Origin of the sequence: Pedobacter arcticus A12 (assembly GCF_000302595.1) — a bacterium.
GTDB lineage: Bacteria > Bacteroidota > Bacteroidia > Sphingobacteriales > Sphingobacteriaceae > Pseudopedobacter > Pseudopedobacter arcticus.
In genome coordinates this window covers 353,855-375,289 of sequence record NZ_JH947125.1, presented here as the reverse complement: position 1 = coordinate 375,289, position 21,435 = coordinate 353,855, and the positions used below count along the sequence as shown (strand labels likewise).

General features: G+C 36.3%; 17 protein-coding genes and 1 tRNA gene. 11 read left to right on the top strand and 7 right to left on the bottom strand.

All coding sequences use genetic code 11. The features are described 5' to 3' along the window. Positions 1–2 precede the first annotated feature (2 nt). The 3 genes from B176_RS0102910 to B176_RS0102900 all read right to left on the bottom strand — a co-directional run bounded on the left by B176_RS0102910 (position 3) and on the right by B176_RS0102900 (position 2,403). Entirely contained in the window at positions 3–950 is a 948-nt protein-coding gene (locus B176_RS0102910; protein ID WP_017257278.1) for a bifunctional metallophosphatase/5'-nucleotidase, read from the bottom strand. After that, the gene (locus tag B176_RS0102905) at positions 928–1,668 is read right to left on the bottom strand and encodes a 5'-nucleotidase C-terminal domain-containing protein (RefSeq protein ID WP_017257277.1); all 741 of its coding nucleotides are present in this window, start codon (positions 1,666–1,668) and stop codon (positions 928–930) included. The genes B176_RS0102910 and B176_RS0102905 overlap by 23 nt, the downstream gene beginning before the upstream one ends. 207 nt (positions 1,669–1,875) lie before the next feature. Then, positions 1,876–2,403 (bottom strand): DUF7935 family protein, encoded by a 528-nt coding sequence (locus tag B176_RS0102900; RefSeq protein ID WP_017257276.1) that lies wholly within the window; start codon positions 2,401–2,403, stop codon positions 1,876–1,878. Positions 2,404–2,489: 86 nt separating this feature from the next. On the opposite strand from B176_RS0102900, the gene B176_RS0102895 reads away from it, so the two are divergent. From B176_RS0102895 to B176_RS0102875, 5 genes are all read left to right on the top strand, one after another. Further along, positions 2,490–2,840 carry a HesB/IscA family protein gene (locus B176_RS0102895; RefSeq protein WP_017257275.1) on the top strand — a complete coding sequence of 117 codons (351 nt, stop codon included), beginning with the start codon at positions 2,490–2,492 and terminating at the stop codon, positions 2,838–2,840. 437 nt (positions 2,841–3,277) lie between these two features. Beyond that, complete coding sequence (locus B176_RS0102890; RefSeq protein WP_017257274.1) at positions 3,278–4,051, top strand: UDP-2,3-diacylglucosamine diphosphatase; 774 nt, start codon at positions 3,278–3,280, stop codon at positions 4,049–4,051. Next, the gene (locus tag B176_RS0102885) at positions 4,039–4,860 is read left to right on the top strand and encodes a hypothetical protein (protein ID WP_017257273.1); all 822 of its coding nucleotides are present in this window, start codon (positions 4,039–4,041) and stop codon (positions 4,858–4,860) included. Before B176_RS0102890 ends, B176_RS0102885 begins: the two co-directional genes overlap by 13 nt. 156 nt (positions 4,861–5,016) lie before the next feature. Beyond that, entirely contained in the window at positions 5,017–6,090 is a 1,074-nt protein-coding gene (gene prfA, locus B176_RS0102880; protein ID WP_017257272.1) for a peptide chain release factor 1, read from the top strand. Positions 6,091–6,199: 109 nt separating this feature from the next. Next, positions 6,200–6,273, top strand: a tRNA-Asp gene (locus B176_RS0102875). Between the two features lie 262 nt (positions 6,274–6,535). Here the strand turns inward: B176_RS0102875 and B176_RS0102870 are convergent. Next, positions 6,536–7,234 carry a response regulator transcription factor gene (locus tag B176_RS0102870; protein WP_017257271.1) on the bottom strand — a complete coding sequence of 233 codons (699 nt, stop codon included), beginning with the start codon at positions 7,232–7,234 and terminating at the stop codon, positions 6,536–6,538. A gap of 42 nt (positions 7,235–7,276) precedes the next feature. After that, complete coding sequence (locus B176_RS0102865; RefSeq protein ID WP_026063128.1) at positions 7,277–9,148, bottom strand: sensor histidine kinase; 1,872 nt, start codon at positions 9,146–9,148, stop codon at positions 7,277–7,279. 255 nt (positions 9,149–9,403) lie between these two features. Between B176_RS0102865 and B176_RS0102860 the strand changes: the two genes are divergently transcribed. Beyond that, positions 9,404–10,207 carry a tRNA pseudouridine synthase A gene (locus tag B176_RS0102860; RefSeq protein ID WP_017257268.1) on the top strand — a complete coding sequence of 268 codons (804 nt, stop codon included), beginning with the start codon at positions 9,404–9,406 and terminating at the stop codon, positions 10,205–10,207. Positions 10,208–10,328: 121 nt separating this feature from the next. Here B176_RS0102860 and B176_RS0102855 read toward each other — a convergent pair whose 3' ends face one another. Both B176_RS0102855 and mqnB read right to left on the bottom strand, forming a co-directional pair. Beyond that, positions 10,329–11,153 (bottom strand): menaquinone biosynthesis family protein, encoded by an 825-nt coding sequence (locus B176_RS0102855; protein ID WP_017257267.1) that lies wholly within the window; start codon positions 11,151–11,153, stop codon positions 10,329–10,331. 82 nt (positions 11,154–11,235) lie between these two features. Continuing rightward, the gene (gene mqnB / locus B176_RS0102850; protein WP_017257266.1) at positions 11,236–11,877 is read right to left on the bottom strand and encodes a futalosine hydrolase; all 642 of its coding nucleotides are present in this window, start codon (positions 11,875–11,877) and stop codon (positions 11,236–11,238) included. A gap of 298 nt (positions 11,878–12,175) precedes the next feature. Between mqnB and B176_RS20800 the strand changes: the two genes are divergently transcribed. The 5 genes from B176_RS20800 to B176_RS0102825 all read left to right on the top strand — a co-directional run bounded on the left by B176_RS20800 (position 12,176) and on the right by B176_RS0102825 (position 21,418). Beyond that, positions 12,176–12,589, top strand: coding sequence for a 6-pyruvoyl trahydropterin synthase family protein (locus B176_RS20800; protein WP_017257265.1), 414 nt, complete (start codon positions 12,176–12,178; stop codon positions 12,587–12,589). Continuing rightward, positions 12,590–13,207 carry a GTP cyclohydrolase I FolE gene (gene folE / locus B176_RS20795; RefSeq protein ID WP_017257264.1) on the top strand — a complete coding sequence of 206 codons (618 nt, stop codon included), beginning with the start codon at positions 12,590–12,592 and terminating at the stop codon, positions 13,205–13,207. It abuts the gene before it with no gap. Between the two features lie 60 nt (positions 13,208–13,267). Beyond that, on the top strand, positions 13,268–14,149 hold the full coding sequence (gene fabD, locus B176_RS0102835) for an ACP S-malonyltransferase (protein WP_017257263.1): 882 nt from the start codon (positions 13,268–13,270) through the stop codon (positions 14,147–14,149). Between the two features lie 115 nt (positions 14,150–14,264). Then, positions 14,265–17,969 carry a sensor histidine kinase gene (locus tag B176_RS0102830; RefSeq protein WP_017257262.1) on the top strand — a complete coding sequence of 1,235 codons (3,705 nt, stop codon included), beginning with the start codon at positions 14,265–14,267 and terminating at the stop codon, positions 17,967–17,969. Then, the gene (locus tag B176_RS0102825) at positions 17,969–21,418 is read left to right on the top strand and encodes a hypothetical protein (protein ID WP_017257261.1); all 3,450 of its coding nucleotides are present in this window, start codon (positions 17,969–17,971) and stop codon (positions 21,416–21,418) included. Before B176_RS0102830 ends, B176_RS0102825 begins: the two co-directional genes overlap by 1 nt. Positions 21,419–21,435: the final 17 nt, after the last annotated feature.

Below are 21,435 nucleotides of genomic sequence, written 5' to 3'. Positions count from 1 at the left end.
AACTATATTTTGAAATTATTTTCAATCACCTCTAATGCAGAAGTATAAGTCACTTTCTTTGAATTTTTACTTGAAAACACATAATCTATCCTTCCCAAATTTATTCCGGCAAAGCCAACTTGGTTAACCAAAGTTTCATTTCCACTTTTGTTTCTGATGCTTGTTGGAACGCTTAAAAATGTATGCGTATGCCCGCCAATAATTAAATCTGTATGGTAAAGGTTTGAAGCTAAAACAACATCAGAAATTTTTTGCTCTTTATATTTATAGCCTAAATGAGAAAGACAGATTACCAAATCACATTTGTATTCCCTTTTTAGCTCCTGTTCATATTTTAATGCTTTTTCAAGCGGATCAAGGTATTTTGTATTGCCATACTGAACTGGGTTTACCAAACCGTCTAATGCGATCCCTAATCCGTAAACACCTATTTTTATTCCTTGCTTGTTAAAGATTTTATAGGGGATTGATTGCCCTTCCATTAAGGTATCTCTGAAATCGTAATTTGAATTAATAATTGGAAAGTTTGCATTGGGCAATTGTTTCACAAAGCCTTCTACGCCGTTATCAAAATCATGGTTACCCATAATTGCAGCATCGTAGCCCATCATGCTCATCATCTTTATTTCCAGCTCACCACCCCATAAATTAAAATAAGGTGTCCCTTGGAAAATATCACCGGCATCTAATAACAAAACATTGGGCTCTTCTGCCCTTATTTTATTGATCAGCGTAGCTCTAGGCGCTACACCTCCCCTACCAGCATTCCTGCTTCCGTCTTGTGGGAAAGGATCAATGCGGCTATGCACATCATTGGTGTGCAAGATGGTCAGTTTCTTAAAATCATCTTTTGCAAAAACGCTCTCACAATTTAAACCTAAAGCTAAAAGAGCCGCACCAGAAAAGCCAGTTTTTAAAAACTTTCTTCTATTTAATTTTGATTCTTCCATCGTTAATAGGATTTAGTTTTTCGCCAGCTTTTTGTTTCTTATCGAGGTACAACAACAAGGCATCTCTTAATTTGTGGGTTGAGTCTATACGGCCAATACCTTTGTTAAAAATTACACCACCGTCTCCACCATTCGCCATATAATCTGAAGTTAAAACGGTATAGTTTTTACTTCGGTCGAAAGGTTCACCATTGATTTTAATCTCTACCGCTTTTTTTCCATCAATCACAAAACTTGCACCCGAGATAGGGTCGCCTCCGCCAGCAGCTATAAAGTCAAAAAATGCCTGTACGTCATCACCTTTAAAAGTCACTAATGTAACGGCGTTTTCAAAAGGCATTAATTCAAAAATCTTATATCTATAAATATTGCCTTTAGGCAATGGAATCCTCAGCCCACCATAATTGGTATAAGCAAAATCAAATTTTAGGTTCCAATCTTTTCCACTTTGGTACATGGCATCTGCAAAGAAATTATTCAGCAAGCCTTCTGGTCTACCTTTCGGAATCTCTTTTGCTGAAACAGCTACTACATCATTCATGATTGAATCTAGCTTTTGCCGATATGGAGATACAAAAGCTTCCATGCTGGAATCAGATTTTAGCTCGACTGTAATTGGATAAAGCTGTTTTTCTGTTTTGTTTACATGTAATTGCTGACTACATGCACCTAAAAACAAGGATGCGATTAAGCAAAGATTCAGGACCGATTTTTGCATTTTATTTACTTTGTGATATTGTCTTTTATTAAAATAACGAACAGCCAAAAAACAATTTCAGCAGTTAGAATTTAATAAGAGATAATTTATATTCAAAATTGCAGATTCTTTTACGCACACTCGCATAATCAATATCAAATTTCTGTTACGCTTTAATTAAAAACAAAAATACACTTTGAGGATTGCGAAAGGGTTTAAAATCTACTGTTATAAATCCTGCAGATCATTTCTCATCACTAAAAGCGCTAAATCATAAGGGTTCTCTTCTAGCTCATCCAATTTAACAAAAATGAGCTTACTCAACTCTACAGCGCTAGCATCAGGATTTAGATTCCCTACAGCCTGATTCAACAATCCAATGGTATCATCTTTTACTCGCTTAATAATATTCCACGCGTCAGCGCTAATGTATAGCTGTTGCGAGATATTATGTTGAAACTCAGCTTTTACTTCGGTAAGTACCAAGCTCTGCATCTCTTTAGCCGTCATTCCGGGCTGATGTAAACGCAACATCAGATTAGACGGATTAATGCGTTCTACAAAAAGCGTCATTCTTTCATAAGCCTGCAATTTTAGTGGCAACATATCTTTTGCAACCAAAATCTTATAATCCAAAGCTTTAAGATTATAGTAGGTATCGAAATGGCTTTTGAGCACAAAGTAGGCGGTAAAAAACACAAAAAGACCAGCAAGGGTATATTTTAAAAGATCAAAAAAGAAAACAGAAATATCCATGTTGTAATGTAAATTGGCGGTAAAATAAGCTTATTAAAAAACAAAAATCTACATTTTCCTGTATATTTGGATATTAAATAATTTTTATGAGCAACACAATAGAAGCTGTGGCACCAGTAACCTTAACAGAAGGTGCTAAAAAGGAAATCAAAAAATTGATGTCGCAACAAGAACTCGATGAATCATTTGGTTTACGTTTAGGCGTTGAAGGTGGTGGTTGTTCTGGAATGAGCTACGTTTTAGGCTTTGACCAAACAAAAGAGGGCGATAGCGAATATAGCATTGATGGAATAAAAGTATTTATGCACAAAGCACACGGACTTTATCTTGCAGGCATGCAAGTTGATTTTCAACAAGGCTTAAATGCCCGTGGTTTTGTTTTTAATAACCCAAACGCAAACAGTACTTGTGGTTGCGGAACAAGCTTTTCTGTTTAGTTTTTATTTTTTTGATTGATTATATAAAGCCAGTCTTTTTAAAGGCTGGCTTTTTTATACCTAAAAACCAGGTATTTATAAATTATTTTCAACCCATTTATATTTCGGCACAATTTTTATTTTAAAAGAACAGACACCACCTTTTAAAATAATTGATGATACCAGCAATTTTAGAAACTATCCTTACAAAACTAACTCCCTGGGTAATGGGAGTTGTTTACCAGATCAATTATTTGGTGAGGATGTTTTATAATGTTTAGGTCTCCAGTCCTAAATAGATGCTAACTTTTTCTATCATCCTATTTTCTTTTCTGAGGGTTTAACAGGTGCATAAATCCTAGATTCTTACGAGCTAACTCGATAGCAGGCTCATCCAAAATCATATTTATATGATTTAAAAGCATATTTTACATAATTTTAAATCATATTTATCGCGAATGAAGAAAACGCATTATTATTTCGCATCGGATTTTCACTTAGGCGCTCCAAACTACGAAAGTAGCAGAGTTAGAGAGGCTAAGTTAGTTGCATGGTTAGATTTTATTAAAGAAGATGCAACTGCTGTTTTTTTAATGGGCGATATATTTGATTTTTGGTTTGAGTACGCCACCGTTGTACCAAAGGGCTATATCCGCCTTTTAGGAAAACTGGCAGAACTGAGTGATGCTGGAATTAAATTATACTTTTTTAAAGGCAACCACGATATGTGGGTTTTCGATTATTTTGAAAAAGAGCTAAACGCAACTATTGTCAGCGATGAATTAATTGTAGATTTAAATGGTAAACGTTTCTTTTTACACCATGGCGATGGCTTAGGAAAAGGTGATAATGCTTATAAACTTTTGAAAAACTTTTTTAGAAGCAAATTTTGCCAATGGCTTTTTGCTAGGTTGCATCCAAATTTTGGGGTGGGGATAGCAAATTATTGGAGCCAGAAAAGCAGAATTGCTGGCAATAAAAAGCAAGAATACTTACAAAAAGACTTTGAACAAAAATGGCTAACGTCATATTATAAAGAATTGAAGCAAAAATTTGGAGCGGTTGATTATTTGATCATGGGACATCGGCATTTCCCAATTGAGTTGGAAATTGAAAAGGCTAAATATTTTAATTTAGGCGAATGGGTAAACTTTACAAGTTACGCTGTTTTTAATGGAAAAGAAGTGCAGTTGAAAAACTTTGAACCTAACCCAACCCAATGCAAAAGTTGAATTCCACGATTTTAAAAGTATTTATTGGTTTACTTCTATTTTTTTGGAACGTAAATATTTACGCCCAAGAATACACTTTGATTGCCAAGATAGATACCGTGGCAAAAATAGCCACCGTAGATAATTTGGGGAATTTATTTGTGGTTACACCTCAAAATGAATTGTTAAAGTTTAACCCTAATGGTAAGTTTTTATGGAATTACACCAATAAGTCATACGGAGAAATCACACAGCTTGACGTAACTGATCCCTTAAGGGTTGTTTTATATTATCCCGCTTATCAACAGGTTGTGGTGCTTAACAATAATCTTGGCGAAATTAGCAAATACACTTTCAACCAAAACCCAAATCTCCAAATCTCCTTAATGGCGTCTGCCAATAATAATGGTTTTTGGGCTTACGATGAAATTAACCGCGAGTTGCGCAAACTCACTAATTACTTTGTGGATGATTTAAAAAGTGGAAATATTTACCAACGCAACGGTTTTGATATGCAAGCGAATTTTATGCTTACAGATGACCAACAGGTTTATATTAATGATACTACGGCGGGTATACGCATTTTTGATAAGTATGGAAATTTTGTTAAAACCGCAGTGATTTACCCCAAAGCTGATTTTGATGTGGATGACAACGACATCTATTTCACCCAAAACAACGAGCTATTGAGTTATAACTACCAAACTTTTGATTTAAAGCAAATCCCACTACCAGATTCTTTGGCGTTTAAAAAAGCAACGTTAAGATTTAACCGGCTTATCATTTTAAGGGAAAAAGATTTAACTTTGTGGTCGGTTAAAAAAAACTGAGTTTTTTGTAGTGACCTGCGTATCTAAACCTGATGGAAGCGGATACCGGCCACCGCGGTTAAGGCCTTTGAGGTGTATAAGCGTACAGCGGGACTGCATTAACCCAACAACACAGAACCTGCCGGTTTTTTTACCGGCTCATTTTCAGAAAATAATATGTTAGAGAAATTAGAAGCTATAAAGCAACGTAGAGACGATGTAGAGATTCAGCTGAGTAGCCCGGAAGTAACGCAGGATATGAAGCGTTTTGCCCAGTTAAGTAAAGAATATAAGGACTTGGGATTGATTGTGGACCAATATTTTATTTACAGGGATGTGGTGAGCAATATTGATTCGAACAAGGATATTTTAGCGATTGAGAAGGATCAGGAGTTTAGAGAGATGGCGAAAGAGGAATTGGATGCTTTGTTACCGCAGAAAGAAGAACTAGAGGCAAAAATCCGTTTAATGCTGATTCCGAAAGAGGAAGGTGACGAAAAAGATTCGATTGTAGAAATTAGAGGTGGTACAGGCGGTGATGAAGCTGCAATTTTTGCTGGCGACTTATACCGCATGTATGTGCGCTATTGTGAGAACAGAGGCTGGCGTTGCGAAACTTTAGAAGTCACAGAAGGCACCAATGGAGGCTACAAGGAAGTTATTTTTAAAGTTTCGGGAGAGGACGTTTACGGTGTATTAAAATACGAATCGGGCGTTCACCGAGTGCAGCGTGTACCAGAAACTGAAACGCAGGGACGTGTGCATACTTCGGCAGCTTCGGTAGCGGTTTTACCTGAGGCGGAAGAGGTGGATGTTTACATTAACCCGGCTGATGTTGACTTACAGACTTCGCGTTCTGGTGGTGCTGGTGGGCAAAACGTAAATAAGGTAGAAACTAAAGTTCAATTAACGCACAGGCCATCTGGAATTGTGGTGGTTTGTCAAATTGAGCGCTCACAATTAGGAAACCGTGAGCGGGCAATGGAGATGTTGCGTAGCCGTTTATACGAACGTGAGCTTGCAAAACACAACGAAGCAATTGCCAGCAAAAGAAAAACAATGGTTTCTACTGGCGACCGTTCGGCAAAGATCAGAACCTATAATTATCCGCAGGGAAGGGTAACCGAACACCGCATTGGACTGACTACCTACAACTTACCAGCAGTTATGAATGGCGATTTAACTGAGATTTTGGAAGCTTTACAGTTTGCTGAAAATGCCGAAAAAATGAAAGAAGGTAATGGAGAATAATTTATTTTAAAATAAATTTTGGAGTTAATCTATTTTGTCTATATTTGCACTCCCTAACGCAATGTAAGGGGAATAAAATTGAAAATTTAATACAAGTTTTTAACCAAACGGAGTGGTAGTTCAGCTGGTTAGAATGCCTGCCTGTCACGCAGGAGGTCGCGGGTTCGAGTCCCGTCCATTCCGCAGAAATCCTCAGATTTAATTATCTGGGGATTTTTTGGTTAACATCTATTTTAATAGTTTAGGTGGAAGCACTGAGCCAGCTATTTTCAAATCATTTTTATCGCAGCAAACGAAATTATTGGGGCCGTAGCTTTTGGTAGTCTAAAAAGAAAAAAAATTGGGCTATACAAATAGTTTGACCAAACCGACCTAACTATCCTTCTGAAGAAAATCTTTCATGTAGAAAAAGAGGTCGTAAAAACACCCTGTACTTCCTAAATACTTAGGTTACCAACAACTTATAACCCCTACCATGAACGTTAATAATTTCTACACGGGGGTCTTCTTTTAAATACTTCCGCAACTTGCTCAGAAACACATCCATGCTTCTGCCGTTAAAGTAGTTGTCATCATGCCAGATTTGCAAAAGTGCTTCTTCTCTGGTGAGCACATTGTTCATTTTTAAGCATAGAAGGCGCAACAGTTCTGCTTCTTTGGTACTTACTTTTTGTTGTTGCCCATCTCTAGAAATTATTTGCGACTGGAAATCAAAAGTGTAGGTGCTTATTTCAAAAACTGTAGGTTTTGGCTCTTCATTTTGGGTATGTTGGCTACTTCTTTTTAGTAATGCGTTGATACGCAACAGCAGTTCCTCAATTCTAAAAGGTTTGGTAATGTAATCATCGCCACCTAAATTAAAAGCCTCTGTTTTATCTTCCATCATTCCTTTTGCAGTGGCAAAAATAATTGGAATGTTGGCGTTTATTTTACGGATATCCTTAGCCAAGCTAAAGCCATCCTTCTTTGGCATCATCACATCTAAAATACAGATATCAAAACTGCCGTCTACAAAAGCTTTAAGTCCTTCTTCACCATCTGTACGCAAAACCACCTCAAACTTGCCCTTTAAAGTCAGGTAATCTTCTAACAACATCCCCAAATTCGGATCATCTTCTACTAAAAGTACTCTTTGCTTATCCATTTCTGTAGCGTTTATTTTGTTGGCTGTTTTTTTAACGTAAACTTAGGCTAAAGGAAGCCTAACTTCAAATTCGGAACCTTTATCTTTTTCACTTTTTACATGGATGGTTCCCTTCATCTTTTTTACAATCGTATTTACGTAGCTTAAACCTAAGCCAAATCCTTTTACATCGTGTAGGTTTCCGGTTGGGATACGGTAAAACTGTTCAAAAATTTTCTTCAACTGTTCTTTGTTCATCCCTATACCGTTATCTTTTATAGTAATAACAAGGCTACGGTTTTCATTTGCTGTACTGATAGAGATTTTTGAAGAATCTTGACTGTATTTATTTGCATTATCAACCAAATTATAAATCACATTAGATAAATGCAGTTCATCACCAATTACTGTTGAATCTTTAGCCTCTAGATTTAAAGTTACTTCCGTATGTTTTTTTTGCAACTGTAGTTCCATACTATCAACAACTGCACTTATTAAATCATTGGCTTGTTGCGGAAAACGTTCTAGCTTTAAATCTTCTTTATCAATTTTGGCAATGTTAAGCACCCTTTCAATGTGGTTACCTAACCGCACATTTTCATCGTAAATAATACCTGCTAACTTATTTACCCGAGCAATATTATCATTGATTTCTGGGTCTTTAAGTGCCTCACTCGCAATCATGATGGTAGCAACTGGCGTTTTAAACTCATGCGTCATGTTGTTGATGAAATCTGTTTTCATCTCCGATATTTTCTTTTGCTTTAAAATAGACGAAATTGTATAAATAAAACTCGCGGCTAAAATCAACAGCAAACCGGCAGAAGAAAACAAAATAGAGCCCATATTGCTCAAGATTACACTGTTTTTCTGTGGGAAGTTAACCATTAAATAGCCACCGTCCCGAACCATATCTTTACTAAAAAGCGGTGTTTTATAAGTGTTCTGAGGCAAAAATTGTGTGGATTGTTGAGACGCTGTAGAAAAAATAATAGAATCTGCCTGTACCGAACCAATTCTATAGGTGTAATTTAAGTGTATGCCACTATTAAGAAGCTCTACCGCAAGTAGTGAATCAATATTCTGTGCCTGCACTCGTTCTTTTAAGGGCACATTAACTTGTTGCATCTCCGATGCGATATCTTCAAAAAGACTGCTTTTATCTTTTACCCGTTCTACAGAGTCCAAATAGCTTGTAACCTTTTTAGCCTGCTTTTCCGTCAGCCGTTTTTGCGATGCCAAACGGAGTTCTTTTTCTGAAATTCCGGTCAGGAAATTAGGTTTAGGGATTGTTTTTAAAACTGTTCCTAAAACGGGATCTTGCACCATGTAACGCCTTACCGTATCAACTACTGCAACTCCCCTTTTCACTATCCGTAAACTAGGTTTTGTAGGTGTTGCCTCTACCAAAGACTGCCTTTGTACGGTTTGCACATTTCCGTATTCGTCCACAAATTCATCAACATCCACCCGTAAATTAAAACTCAATGATTGATTTTCGGGCTGTACCGGACCATTATAAACCAATTTATACGGATATCTACTTCTAATTAAGCTATCGCGAATCCTAAAGATACTATCCGATTTTGCTTGGTTAGCTTTCATCTGCTGCACAAAAGCAATGGTAGATTTTTCAATTTTATCTTCCTTTGTTTCTGTACGTTTATCTCTTCTACGCTCTCTTCTACGCTGGTGCTCCAAAGCAATCTCCACATTTCTTTTATGCGCCAGATCTGCTTTTTGCGCTAAAAAGACCAAGGCCTCTTTTTTCTCTAATTTTGCCGATACATTTTTTAAAGCCTCATTAACCGATTGGTCAAAAAGCTGGGTTTTAAGCTCGTAAGATTCTCTGATAAAATAAAACTGCATAGCCATAACCCCTACCAAAGCAAAGCTCATAAAGGTCATAATCAATATAATACTCTTCCTATTCATCTCTTAACAAAGGTAATGTTGTTGTTTTTAAGGTATTGTTGTTTAACACTATTTAACATTCCTTAACAAAACGTTAAGACTTTCTGATTGCTTATTGTGTAAATTTGATACAGACAAAAAGATACGTATAACATCGCGGTTTAAGTAGATATTTTGTGATTAGTTTAGTTTGGTTAAAAAAAGGTGTTGAGCAATCGACACCTTTTTTTTGCTTCTGGTTTGTAAGCTTTGCCTATCTTTACTGGCTACAAAAACATGAGGTATTTTTTCCATATCGGTTACAGAGGCGCCAATTACCACGGTTGGCAGAGAAACGCAGCAGTAATTAGCCTGCAACAGGTTATTGAAGAAAAAATTAGTCAGGTTTTAAAAATTGCGGTTACGATTAACGGTTGTGGACGTACCGATGCACACGTAAATGCCAGTCAGTATTTTTTTCATGCAGATTTTAAAACCAAACTCAATGAAAATTTCTTTTTCCTATTAAACCAGAATTTGCCTGATGACATCGCAGTTTTCGATATTATACCCATGGATGCTTTGCCACATGCAAGGTTTGATGCGATCCAAAGACGCTACGACTATTTTATCCATACCTACAAAGACCCATTTTTAAGCATTTGCAGTTCGCAATTTTTAGATTTGGATTTAGATTTTGATAAATTACGACAGGCGACTTTATTACTTACAAAATATAGTGATTATCGCTCTTTTTGTACCTCGCCCGATAAAAATACGCATACCATTTGTGATGTCGCTGAAGCCAGATGGCTGATAAAAACTAATGGGAAGCAAATGCGTTTTCAGATCTCTTCCAATCGGTTTTTGAGAAAAATGATTCGGATTATTATAGGTCAGCTAATAAAAGTAGGAACTGGAAAATTAAGTGTAGCTGACTTTGAAAATCATTTGATTAATAAAGAAACGCCGAAAGTATTAAGTGCAGCTCCACCACAAGGGCTATATCTTTCAAAAGTTACTTATCCTTATTTAGATTTAGAACCAAAAACTCAGTTTATGGGCTTGGATTTTGGGGATGACGGATGGGAAAGGTTATAAACGCAACAGTTCAGGCAGTTGTTAATTGCATTGCCACCTACTTGTGTGATATCTAGTTTCCTCGACGAACGAATAAACAAATCGTCATTCACCAATTACATGTAATGCTCTCAAAAGTATCCTATAAAAACAAATCTTCCGTGATTTTTGGGATAATTTTCTTTTTAACGGCTTCCGAAAACAATGTCTCAATAGCTTTTTTACCATCTGCACCTAAATCAACAGAATACTGGTTTACGTACAAGTCGATGTGTTTGTACATTACAGCTTCATCCATTTCTTGCGCATGTGATTTGATAAAGGTTAACGCTGATTTAGGATTAGCAAAAGCATATTCTACAGATTTTCTGATCAGTCGGTTTACCTTTTGTTTAATATCATTAGGCAAACTCCTTTTAATCACAATTCCGCCTAAAGGAATTGCACAATTGGTGGTTTCTTCCCAATATTCGCCTAAGTCTTTTACTTTTTGCAAGCCTTTATCTTGGTAGGTAAACCTATTTTCGTGGATAATTAAGCCTAAATCAATTTCACCGTTCAATAGTTTCTGCTCAATATCATAGAAAACCATTTCCACCTTATTTTGCAAATGCGGATAAGCCAGGCTCAACAAGAAATTAGCGGTAGTGTATTTACCCGGAATGCCGACTTTTAAATTTGGATTGCTTAAATCTTGCTCACTTCTGCAGATCAACATCGGTCCCACGCCAAAACCTAAAGCACTGCCAGCATCTAACATAACATAATCTTTTACCGCATAAGCGTAAGCGTGGTAGCTAAGCTTTGTGATGTCTAAATCCTGATTGAAAGCTTTTTGATTCAGCGTTTCTACATCATCAAAAAATACTTCAAAATCTAAACCTTCGGTATCTATTTTATGGTGGATGAGTGCATCAAAAATAAAAGTATCATTTGGGCAGGGCGAAAAGCCTAAAGTTAATTTCATGTTGTTTCAAGTAAAAAGTTAAGAGTGGAAAGTTAAAAGTAGAAGTTCAAAATAGTTACAGCTGGTATATAGCCTATAAATATCAAAACTCTTTAATCCCTGCAATTAGCCAGTCATTTAGGTTACTAACGGCTAAAGGCAAATTCCAATTGTGGCGGTTACGTTTTTCTACATAATTTGAAATGGAGCGCACCTGTAAAGCTTCGGTTTCTGCTTCCTCACAGGCATAAAAAAATGCTGCACCTTCCATAGATTCTATGGTTGGGTTTACGCGTTCGCGGATATCGGCGATGCTTTCCTCGTTGCCGTGTACCGTGTTTACAGTTATTGCAGTTACTTTTCTAAAGCCCTCGCGGATAAGTATTTTATCGGAAGCGGTGAACTCTACTTCGCCCATTTCCATTTGTTCTAAAGAAATAAATTCTTCATCGTCTTGGGCACCAAGTTCTGATAAAATATCTTCCCGGACTTCAACCAGTTGCCCCATCTTTATGTTGCGATAAAAACTGCCTGCAATACCCACATTTAACGCTAAGTCGAACTTTTCATGAGCAAAAGCTTTCCCTAAAGCATAAGCTGTGGCAACCATGCCCACGCCGGTTATCAGAATTTTAACTTCGTTTGTACCGATTTTCAAAAATTCATCTGCATTAAATTTTGGCGCATAGTGTTTAATAAAAGGTTCAATTTCTTGATAGGTAGCGGCAACTAATAGTATTTTCATTTTATTTTTTATTTAACTATGGGGTTCACAAACTTTGCACAGCGGAGACAACGTTAGTACTTTAAAGACGGATTAGCATGACATGTAAGTTTTGCGCTAACGATAGCAGTGGATACCGGCCTTGTGGCTAATGCCTGAAGCAGTATGAACGGATAGCGTGTATAAGCGCCCAAATAATACCCTAAAAATAATCCTGTTTTAACCCAAACCGTCATCTATCCACAAAAATACATAAATCCGTTCACTAGCGGGTTTTCGTTGTAAATCCTTTACGTATATTTGCAATTATTTTTTAAAAATGATTTATATTACAAGGAAAGAGCATTTTAATGCTGCGCATAAACTTTACCGAGAAGATTGGAGCAACGAGAAAAACGAAGCGGTTTTTGGGAGATGTGCTAATACAAATTGGCATGGCCACAACTACGATTTATTTGTTACTATAAAAGGTGAAGTAAACGAAGAAACTGGCTTTGTTATAGATTTAAAAGAGCTTAAAGATATTATTTTAGAGAGCGTTGTAGATAAGCTTGACCATAAAAATTTAAACTTAGATGTTGATTTTATGCGAGGTAAAATGGCATCAACAGAGGTTTTAGCAATGGAGATCTGGAAGCAGCTTGCGGGTAAAATAACCGAACGAGGTGCCACTTTACATTGTATTAAACTTTACGAAACTGCAAACAATTACGTAGAGTATTTTGGAGAATAGATGATGAACGACAACGAAGATACGGGTTACCAAAAGATTGAGCGATATAATGATGAGGTAATTGGAAATATTGCCAGTCATTATAAAGAAATTTTAGGCGCCATTGGCGAAGACCCCAAAAGAGAAGGCATTTTAAAAACTCCGGAAAGAGCGGCTAAAGCTTTACAATACCTTACACATGGCTATGATTTGGATGCTGCCGAGATTTTAAGATCGGCGATGTTTAAAGAAGATTATAGCCAAATGGTGATTGTAAAGGATATTGAGGTTTACTCGTTATGCGAGCACCATCTGTTGCCGTTTTTTGGCAAGGCACATATTGCTTACATACCCAACGGGCATATTGTAGGCTTAAGCAAAATTCCGCGTGTAGTTGATGTTTTTGCTCGGAGACTGCAAGTGCAAGAACGTTTGACCAACGAAATTAGAGACTGTATACAGGATACATTAAACCCTGCGGGAGTTGCTGTTGTTATTGAATGTAAACACATGTGCATGAGCATGCGTGGTATTCAAAAACAAAATTCGGTAACTACTACTTCGGCTTTTACAGGTGCTTTTAGCAATGACAAAACCCGATCTGAATTTTTGAAACTAATTACTGCTGACCTTTCATAAGGCAAAAGACCAAAAGCTTAAAGCACAAGATTGAATAATTTTTGAACCAAATATAAAAATATGAAAGCATACGTATTTCCAGGACAAGGCGCTCAATTTGTGGGTATGGGTAAAGATTTATACGACAACTCTGACTTGGCAAAAGAACTTTTTGAAAAAGCAAACGATATTTTAGGCTTCAGAATTACCGACATTATGTTTAACGGTACTGATGAGGATTTAAAACAGACCAACGTTACCCAACCTGCTATATTTTTACATTCGGTGATTTTAGCCAAAGTACTAGGAAGCGATTTTAAACCAGACATGGTCGCTGGTCATTCTTTAGGCGAGTTTTCGGCTTTAACGGCAACAGGTGCGCTTTCTTTTGAAGACGGGCTAACCTTGGTTTCCAAAAGAGCAAACGCCATGCAAAAAGCTTGTGAGATTCAGCCTTCAACAATGGCTGCTGTTTTAGGTTTAGATGATTTTACAGTTGAAGACATCTGCAAACGTGTTAGCGATGTAGTTGTGCCTGCAAATTATAACTGCCCCGGTCAATTGGTAATTTCTGGAAGTATTGCTGGTATTGATAAAGCTTGCGAGTTATTATTGGCGGCTGGCGCTAAAAGAGCATTAAAGTTAAATGTTGGTGGTGCTTTCCATTCGCCTTTGATGGAAGTTGCTAAAATGGAATTAGAAACCGCTATTGTTGCCACAGAAATTAAAGAGCCTAGTTGCCCTGTTTACCAAAATATTGATGCAAAACCTTATAAAGATGTTGACAGCATTAAGCATAATTTAATTGCACAGCTAACTGGTTCTGTAAAATGGACACAAACGATGCAACGTATGCTAGAAGACGGTGCAACTTCCTTTACGGAGGTTGGTCCGGGTAATGTTTTACAAGGACTTGTTAAAAAGGTTGACCGCTCTATCCCAACAGAAAGCGCAGGTATTTAAATTATTTTGAATTAAAAGCAGGAACCTACGTTCCTGCTTTTTTTTGGCTTGGTTTTAGGCTACAGTTTAGAACACTATATTTATAGTGTTTTTAAAAATGCAGAACCCATAATCTTTGAGAACTTCTACAAAAATACGTTGGCTTTTATTTTTAGTAACGATTGGCTTGTTCGCTACATCTTTAACAGCAAGATGGGCATCTACTCAGCTGGTTAAACTATATGATGTTGCCGATGATATTAATGAACGTTTAGGTAAAAAGGAGAAAGATATTTATGGATTTTTAGCTGTTAGCGCTAACGTTAACGACCTTAAAACCTTACCCAACAACGCCAAGATTGCCACAAACGTTCTCGAATACTTTACAGAAAAGAACATTTTTTTTCAGGTTTATCAAAAAAACCAACTCGTTTTTTGGTCTGATGCTGTAATTGCCTCCAATAACGCAACAAGCGCAAAAGAAGGAACCAGTTTTATAACTTACAGTAACGGAAGCTACGAGCTTATCAAAAAAACGGATGGCGATTTTACTGTGTTGTTTTTTATACCCGTACAATCGCATCTGCCGTTTAAAAATCAATATCTAAATAACGACGGCTCTAAAGATTACATCATCAGAGACAGGAATATCAAACTAGCTGATATAACAGACATCAATGTAATTGACATTAAAAACATTACCGGAAAATATCTTTTCTCGATAAAAAAATCGGCAAAAAAAATCGACATTCCCTATAGCAATATTGAGATATTTCTATGGTGTTTTGGTTTATTTACGCTCCTGTTGCTAATAAACAGTACCTGTAAATACTATGCTGACTCGGGTTACCAAGTTTTAGCTTTAATTAGCTTGGCCGTTACGCTATACTTGCTTCGCTACTTAGGTCTTAAATACCACTTTCCAGAAGCCGTGTACAGCCTAAAACTATTTGATCCAACGCTGTTTGCCTCTAACTTCTACTTCCCTTCTTTTGCCGATTTTATTTTGAACACCATTAGCTTTCTATGGGTTACGGTTTTCGCATTCTCGTACAAAAAACAGCTATTTAAACCTATAAAAAATAGGTTTGTAGGTTTTAGTATTATTATTTATGGTGTGTTATTCATTGCAACGCTATCTTATATTTATACAGATATTTTTTTTGGTTTAATATTTAATTCTAACATTAACCTAAAAGTTTCAAATATTGTAAACTTAAGCTTCCTTAGCTTTTTAAGCATTTTTATGATTATGCTAGCCTTATTGGCGTATTATTTAATCATAGATATTATAGTTTACCTCACCACTTATATACAGATAAGCATCAAAAGCAAACAGATAACGCTAATAGTTATTTTTGTAATTGCTTTTATAACAGCGCTCTTTCTTCGGCAAAACCCAGTATTTTTTATACTAACTTTCTCTATTCTTTTTATAACCATTAAACTCAACTACCAACCAAATGATAGAGCTGTTTTTCCCTCGCTACTACTCATTTCGTTTGTATTTGCTACCATCGTATCGTTAAAGCTAAACGCCTACGAAAGTTTTAAACAACAAGAAATAAAGAAAACGCTACTAATCAAACTCTCTACTGTAGAAGACCCCAACGCAATTATTGCTTTCAACGAGATTGAAAAAGACATTGTTAACGACCCTTATTTTGCTACACTTTTAAAAACTACCGAACCTAATAATATTAAGCTTAATGCCAGGGTAAGTAATAATTATTTAACAAATTACCTCAACAAATTTGATTATAAAGCTTATTTATTTAACAAATCAGACTCATTAGTAAGCTATGGCAGAAATATAAAGATTGATCGATTCAAAAATCAGGTAGAAAATTCTTCTTTAAAAATCAGCAATTACTTTTACCGGTTAAATAACACTTTTGGCTATCAAAGCTATTTTGCGATAATACCTATTAAAGAAGCCGATACCACCGTAGGGACACTGGTTCTAGAATTAGACTCTAAACAGGTAAATATTAACGGTACCTTTCCGCAACTTTTGCAAAATGGCAATATTAGCCAAAACTCCGAGCTTATTAATTATTCCTATGCTTTTTATCAGAACAAAAAATTAGTAAACCAATATGGCGTTTTTGTTTACGATTTAGTAAACACCTTTTTAAATGGGAACGTTAAGGAGTTTTCGCTACTTAACAGAAATGGTTTTGAACATTTAATTTATAAACCATCTGCAAATACTACCGTTGTAGTTACCAGCGAAACAAATACTTTTTGGAGAGAGCTAGCCTCATTATCATTCTTCTTTATCCTATTTTTATTATTTGCTTTAGTTGTAACTTCTTATAAATGGATAATTACGGGGTTTGGAAAATATAGCTTTAGTTACCAATACTTTAAGCAACGGTTTTTAGAAATAAACAACCGCCTGCTTTACAAAACCCGTATCCAAATTGCGTTGGTATTGGCCGTTGTGAGTTCATCTTTAATTATCGGTATCATTACGTTTTCTTATATTTCTATACAATATAAAGAGCAGCAACAAGATCTTATTAAGAGTAAAATACGAACCATAACAGAATCTTTTGAACAAAGCTTGTTTGACGATTCACGCCTTTTTAGTGAAAACTCGGGGAGCATCACTTTTGATGAATTCTCTAAACTCTATAACTCAGATTTAAATTTATTTGATGTAAACGGAAGATTAATTTTTTCTACCCAATACAAAATGTACGCGATAGGTCTAATAGCCGATCGGATGAATGCAGAAGCTTTTTTAAATCTTAAAATCAAGAAAAAATCGGAATTCATCCAAGACGAGTCTATTAATCTTTTGCAATTTACATCGGCATATATGCCAATAAAAAACAAAAAAAATAATGTTATTGCTTACTTACAGCTCCCGTATTTTGCCAACCAAGATGATTATAACCAAAAAATAGGAACATTTTTAAACCTGCTTATTAATATCTACGTATTAGTTTTCGTTGTAATTGGCTTCTTCGCCTTTGTAGTAGCTAATCAAATTACCAGTCCATTAAGTTTAATACAGGAAGGTTTTTCTAAAACCAGAATTGGGACTAAAAACCACACCATATCGTGGAAACGGAGCGATGAGATAGGCAGTTTGATTACTGAGTACAACGATATGGTTGAAGCCTTGGAAGAAAACGCCAATAAATTAGCCCAGTCTGAAAGAGAAACGGCTTGGCGAGAAATGGCAAAACAGGTAGCTCATGAAATTAAAAATCCACTCACGCCTTTGCGCCTCGGCATCCAGATGCTGGATAGGGCTTGGCGAGAAAAAGATGAGCGGTTTGATGAAAAATTCCAAAAATTCAGCAAATCATTTTTAGAACAAATTGATAGCCTAAGTCATATTGCATCTGAGTTTTCCAACTTTGCAAAAATGCCAGAGCTAAAGCTTGAAAGGATAAACTTACTGGAGACGATACATAAAGCGACTGAAATTTTTAGTCAGATGGCACATATTAAAATCAATTGTAACGAGGAAGTACTTAAAAACTGTTTTGTAAAAGCAGATAAAGACCAACTTTTAAGATCTTTCAATAATTTGCTTAAAAATGCAATTGAAGCAATCCCTGATGGCAAAGAGGGGATTATTAATATTTCTGCTACCCAAGCGAACAACAAGGTTGAAATTAAGATTTCGGATAATGGAAGTGGCATTTCGCTTAACTCAAGGAGCAGTATTTTTACACCTAATTTCACCACCAAAAGCTCTGGAACAGGCTTAGGTTTGGCTTTTGTTAAACAAGCTATACAAAATGTAAACGGAAATATTTATTTTACCACAGAAACGGATGTGGGCACAACTTTCCACATCACTTTACCAGTGGTTAGTTGATGATAAGAAAATGTATAATCGGATTTGTGTTGTTTTTTGCTTCGCTAACCGCTTATGCACAAATTACCCCATCTTTAACTTTAAAAAAAATTGCGGTAAAAGATTCTCTTGCTCTTGATACGCTAAGTATTTTACCCAATAGCTTTAAGGTTTTATCAGGCACAACTATTATAAATGCCAATCAGTATCAAATTAATTATGCTTCGGCCGAGTTAAAATGGCTACAGAAACCAGCCGTAGACTCTGTATTGGTGAGTTATAAAACCTTACCGCTGTTACTTGCCAAAAAAGTTTTTTATAAAGACCCTAAATTAATTGAGGAGGAAATTGTTAGCAAGCAACCTTACATTTATCAGGTAAAAAAAGAAGATAATGCAATCTTTAATTTTGAGGGTTTTAATAAAAGTGGGAGCATATCTAGAGGGATTGGTTTTGGCAATAACCAGGATTTAGCGGTTAACTCCAACTTGGTACTCCAGCTTTCCGGAAAAATAAATAACGAGATCGAAATTTTAGCAGCCATATCAGACGATAATATTCCGATACAACCAGAAGGTAACACACAACAGATCAACGACTTTGATAAGGTATTTATACAGCTGAAAAGAAAAGACGCCACGCTTATTGCGGGAGATTATGAACTTCGCCGACCCGACAGCTATTTTGCAAATTATTTTAAGCGGACGCAGGGAATTACAGCAACCAATATTTTTAAAGACAAAAAAAACCGATCGTATGAAACAGGTTTTTCCTTGGCGGTTGCTAAAGGAAGATCGGCCCGTAATAGCTTTGAAGGGATTGAGGGAAACCAAGGCCCGTACAGGTTGCAGGGAAATAATGGAGAACAGTTTGTGATTGTTTTATCGGGTACTGAACGGGTTTTTATTGATGGAATTTTACTTTTACGAGGACAGGACAACGATTATGTGGTTGATTACAATACCGCCGAATTAACTTTTACCACCAAACGCTTAATTACCAGAAACTCTCGAATTGTAGTGGAATTTGAATATTCTGATAAAACTTATGCCCGTAGTCTTTACCAGCTTAACCAAGGTTACCAATCAGAGAAACTAAAGCTAAATTTTAATTATTACAGCGAGCAAGACAATCCGTCGAAACCGATTCTGCAGGATTTGAACGATGATCAGAAACAATTCTTAGAAGGCATCGGGAATAACATCAACCAAGCTGTTTATCCAAATGTTGATAGCGTTGCCTTTAATGAAAATGAAATATTATACAAAAAATTAGATTCTTTAGGTATTGCTGATGTTTATATTTACAGTGCTAATCCGCTGGAAGCTAAATACCGGGTTGGTTTTTCGTACGTTGGTCCGAATGCAGGTAATTACCAAATTGATGTTAATTCGGTAGCAAACGGGCGGGTTTATGTATTTGTAGCACCAAAAAGTGGCGTTCCGCAAGGCGAGTATTCGCCAGTTACCTTGCTGGTTACACCTAAAAAACAACAGTTAATTACGCTTAACGCCGATTATAAAATTGCAAAGCGAACACAGGTTTTTACAGAAATTGGTTTCAGTGATAATGATGTAAATCTTTTTTCTGATTTACAGAACAAACAAAATAAAGGGCTGGCTTACAAAATTATCGGAAAAGACACCCGCTTGCTTAACGGAAACGACACCACGGGTTTACGTTTAAAAACCAGCCTGAGCTACGAATATGTGAACGAACAATTTAAACCTTTAGAACGTTACCGACCTGTAGAGTTTGATCGCGATTTCAATTTTAGGGCAAACCCGCTTTTACCAGCAGATGAGCATTGGAGCACTTTGAATTTACAGCTCATCAAATCGCCACAGAAAAATATCGCTTACGGGATATCCAATTTCAATAGGGGCGATTATTATAATGGGCTACAGCAAAATGTAAGCGGGGTTTATCAACTAAAAAATTACACCGCAAGGTACGCTGGAAGCTTACTAAATAGCCGAACCGAGATTGATAAAGGCACATTCTTTCGCCAAAACATCGCGTTAAGCAAAGCTTTTAAATACATTGAAACAGGTTTTAACTTTAATCAGGAAAATAACCAAACCCTCAATTTATTAACAGATACTTTAAGTCTGCAATCGTTCAGTTTTAGGGCGTTTGAGTATTTTATAAAATCTGCAGATAGTGCAAAAAGAGAGTTTCTGTTACTTTACAACCAAAGGTTTGACGAATTACCAGACGGGAAAAACCTAAAGTCTTTTTCGAAGGCAAACACCTTTACAGGGAAGTTGGTTTTAAGTAAAAACGCGAATTCTAATCTGGCTTTAAATGCCACTTATCGCTCTATCAATTATTTAAGTACAGATACCGTTAACCAAAATGAAGAAACGTTATTGGCAAGGGTTGATTATAATTTTACAGGATTGAAAGGTTTTGTAAGCCTGCAATCTTTTTATGAGTTAGGTACCGGGCAAGAGCCTAAACGGGAGTTTGTTTATTTAGAAGTAACCGCATCGCAAGGGATTTATGCCTGGAATGATTATAACAATAACGGCATTAAGGAACTCAACGAATTTGAGGTTTCCAAATATCCAGACCAAGCCAAATATATTAAGGTTTTTAGACCAAATAACGAGTTTGTGAAATCAAACTTCACCAATATCAATCAAACTTTGAGTTTAAATCCGGTCCGGCTTTTACGAGATTCTAAATCCAAATATGCGCAGTTCTTAGCCAGATTTTCTAATATTACTTCTTTACGTATCAATAAAAAGCTGTTAAGTGGCAATGGGATTCTATTTAATCCTTACCAAACTAGCATCAGCGAAAGCAACCTAATTTCTCAGAACTCTTTTATACGTAACACCTTATTTTACAACCGTACCAACCCCATTTTTGGTATTGATTTAAGTGCGCAAAAACTAGCGAGCAAACTATTATTAACCAATGGTTTTGATAGCAGAGCTAACGAAGAACAAGGTTTAAGGGTGAGGTGGAACTTTATTAGGAAAAGCAATTTCATCCTGAGCATTAACCAGGGGAATAAAAACTTCGCTTCACAACTGTTTATAGAAAGAAATTACAGCATCACTTATTATGAGTTTGCACCGGAATTTGGTTATCAGTTTACAACCGATTTAAAAACCACGCTAAAAGCAAACCTAAAACAACAAAAGAATTTACCAGTTTTTGGTGGCGAAAAAACGTTTAACAGTAGTTTGGGTGCCGAGCTGAGGTATAACCTTTTAAAACGCGGCACATTAAGCAGCCAGTTCAATTTAATCAACAATAAATTTGAAGGAGCAAACAATACATCTGTTGCTTATGAGCTGTTAGAAGGCCTGCAACCTGGCAAAAACCTAACCTGGTCTTTAGGTTTTCAACGCACCATTTCAAATGGTATTCAGCTAAATTTCACCTACGAGGGAAGAAAATCAAATGAAGTTAAAGCGATACACACTGGTGGCGTACAAGTAAGGGCTTACTTCTAATCTGTATAATAGTGTAA

Coding starts and splice junctions, on each gene's coding strand:
- fabD (WP_017257263.1), top strand. CDS start 13,268: ATGAAAGCATACGTATTTCCAGGACAAGGCGCTCAATTTGTGGGTATG.
- B176_RS0102885 (WP_017257273.1), top strand. CDS start 4,039: ATGCAAAAGTTGAATTCCACGATTTTAAAAGTATTTATTGGTTTACTT.
- B176_RS0102825 (WP_017257261.1), top strand. CDS start 17,969: ATGATAAGAAAATGTATAATCGGATTTGTGTTGTTTTTTGCTTCGCTA.
- B176_RS0102910 (WP_017257278.1), bottom strand. CDS start 950: ATGGAAGAATCAAAATTAAATAGAAGAAAGTTTTTAAAAACTGGCTTT.
- B176_RS20800 (WP_017257265.1), top strand. CDS start 12,176: ATGATTTATATTACAAGGAAAGAGCATTTTAATGCTGCGCATAAACTT.
- prfA (WP_017257272.1), top strand. CDS start 5,017: ATGTTAGAGAAATTAGAAGCTATAAAGCAACGTAGAGACGATGTAGAG.
- B176_RS0102870 (WP_017257271.1), bottom strand. CDS start 7,234: ATGGATAAGCAAAGAGTACTTTTAGTAGAAGATGATCCGAATTTGGGG.
- B176_RS0102860 (WP_017257268.1), top strand. CDS start 9,404: ATGAGGTATTTTTTCCATATCGGTTACAGAGGCGCCAATTACCACGGT.
- B176_RS0102865 (WP_026063128.1), bottom strand. CDS start 9,148: ATGAATAGGAAGAGTATTATATTGATTATGACCTTTATGAGCTTTGCT.
- folE (WP_017257264.1), top strand. CDS start 12,590: ATGATGAACGACAACGAAGATACGGGTTACCAAAAGATTGAGCGATAT.
- B176_RS0102890 (WP_017257274.1), top strand. CDS start 3,278: ATGAAGAAAACGCATTATTATTTCGCATCGGATTTTCACTTAGGCGCT.
- B176_RS0102900 (WP_017257276.1), bottom strand. CDS start 2,403: ATGGATATTTCTGTTTTCTTTTTTGATCTTTTAAAATATACCCTTGCT.
- B176_RS0102905 (WP_017257277.1), bottom strand. CDS start 1,668: ATGCAAAAATCGGTCCTGAATCTTTGCTTAATCGCATCCTTGTTTTTA.
- mqnB (WP_017257266.1), bottom strand. CDS start 11,877: ATGAAAATACTATTAGTTGCCGCTACCTATCAAGAAATTGAACCTTTT.
- B176_RS0102895 (WP_017257275.1), top strand. CDS start 2,490: ATGAGCAACACAATAGAAGCTGTGGCACCAGTAACCTTAACAGAAGGT.
- B176_RS0102855 (WP_017257267.1), bottom strand. CDS start 11,153: ATGAAATTAACTTTAGGCTTTTCGCCCTGCCCAAATGATACTTTTATT.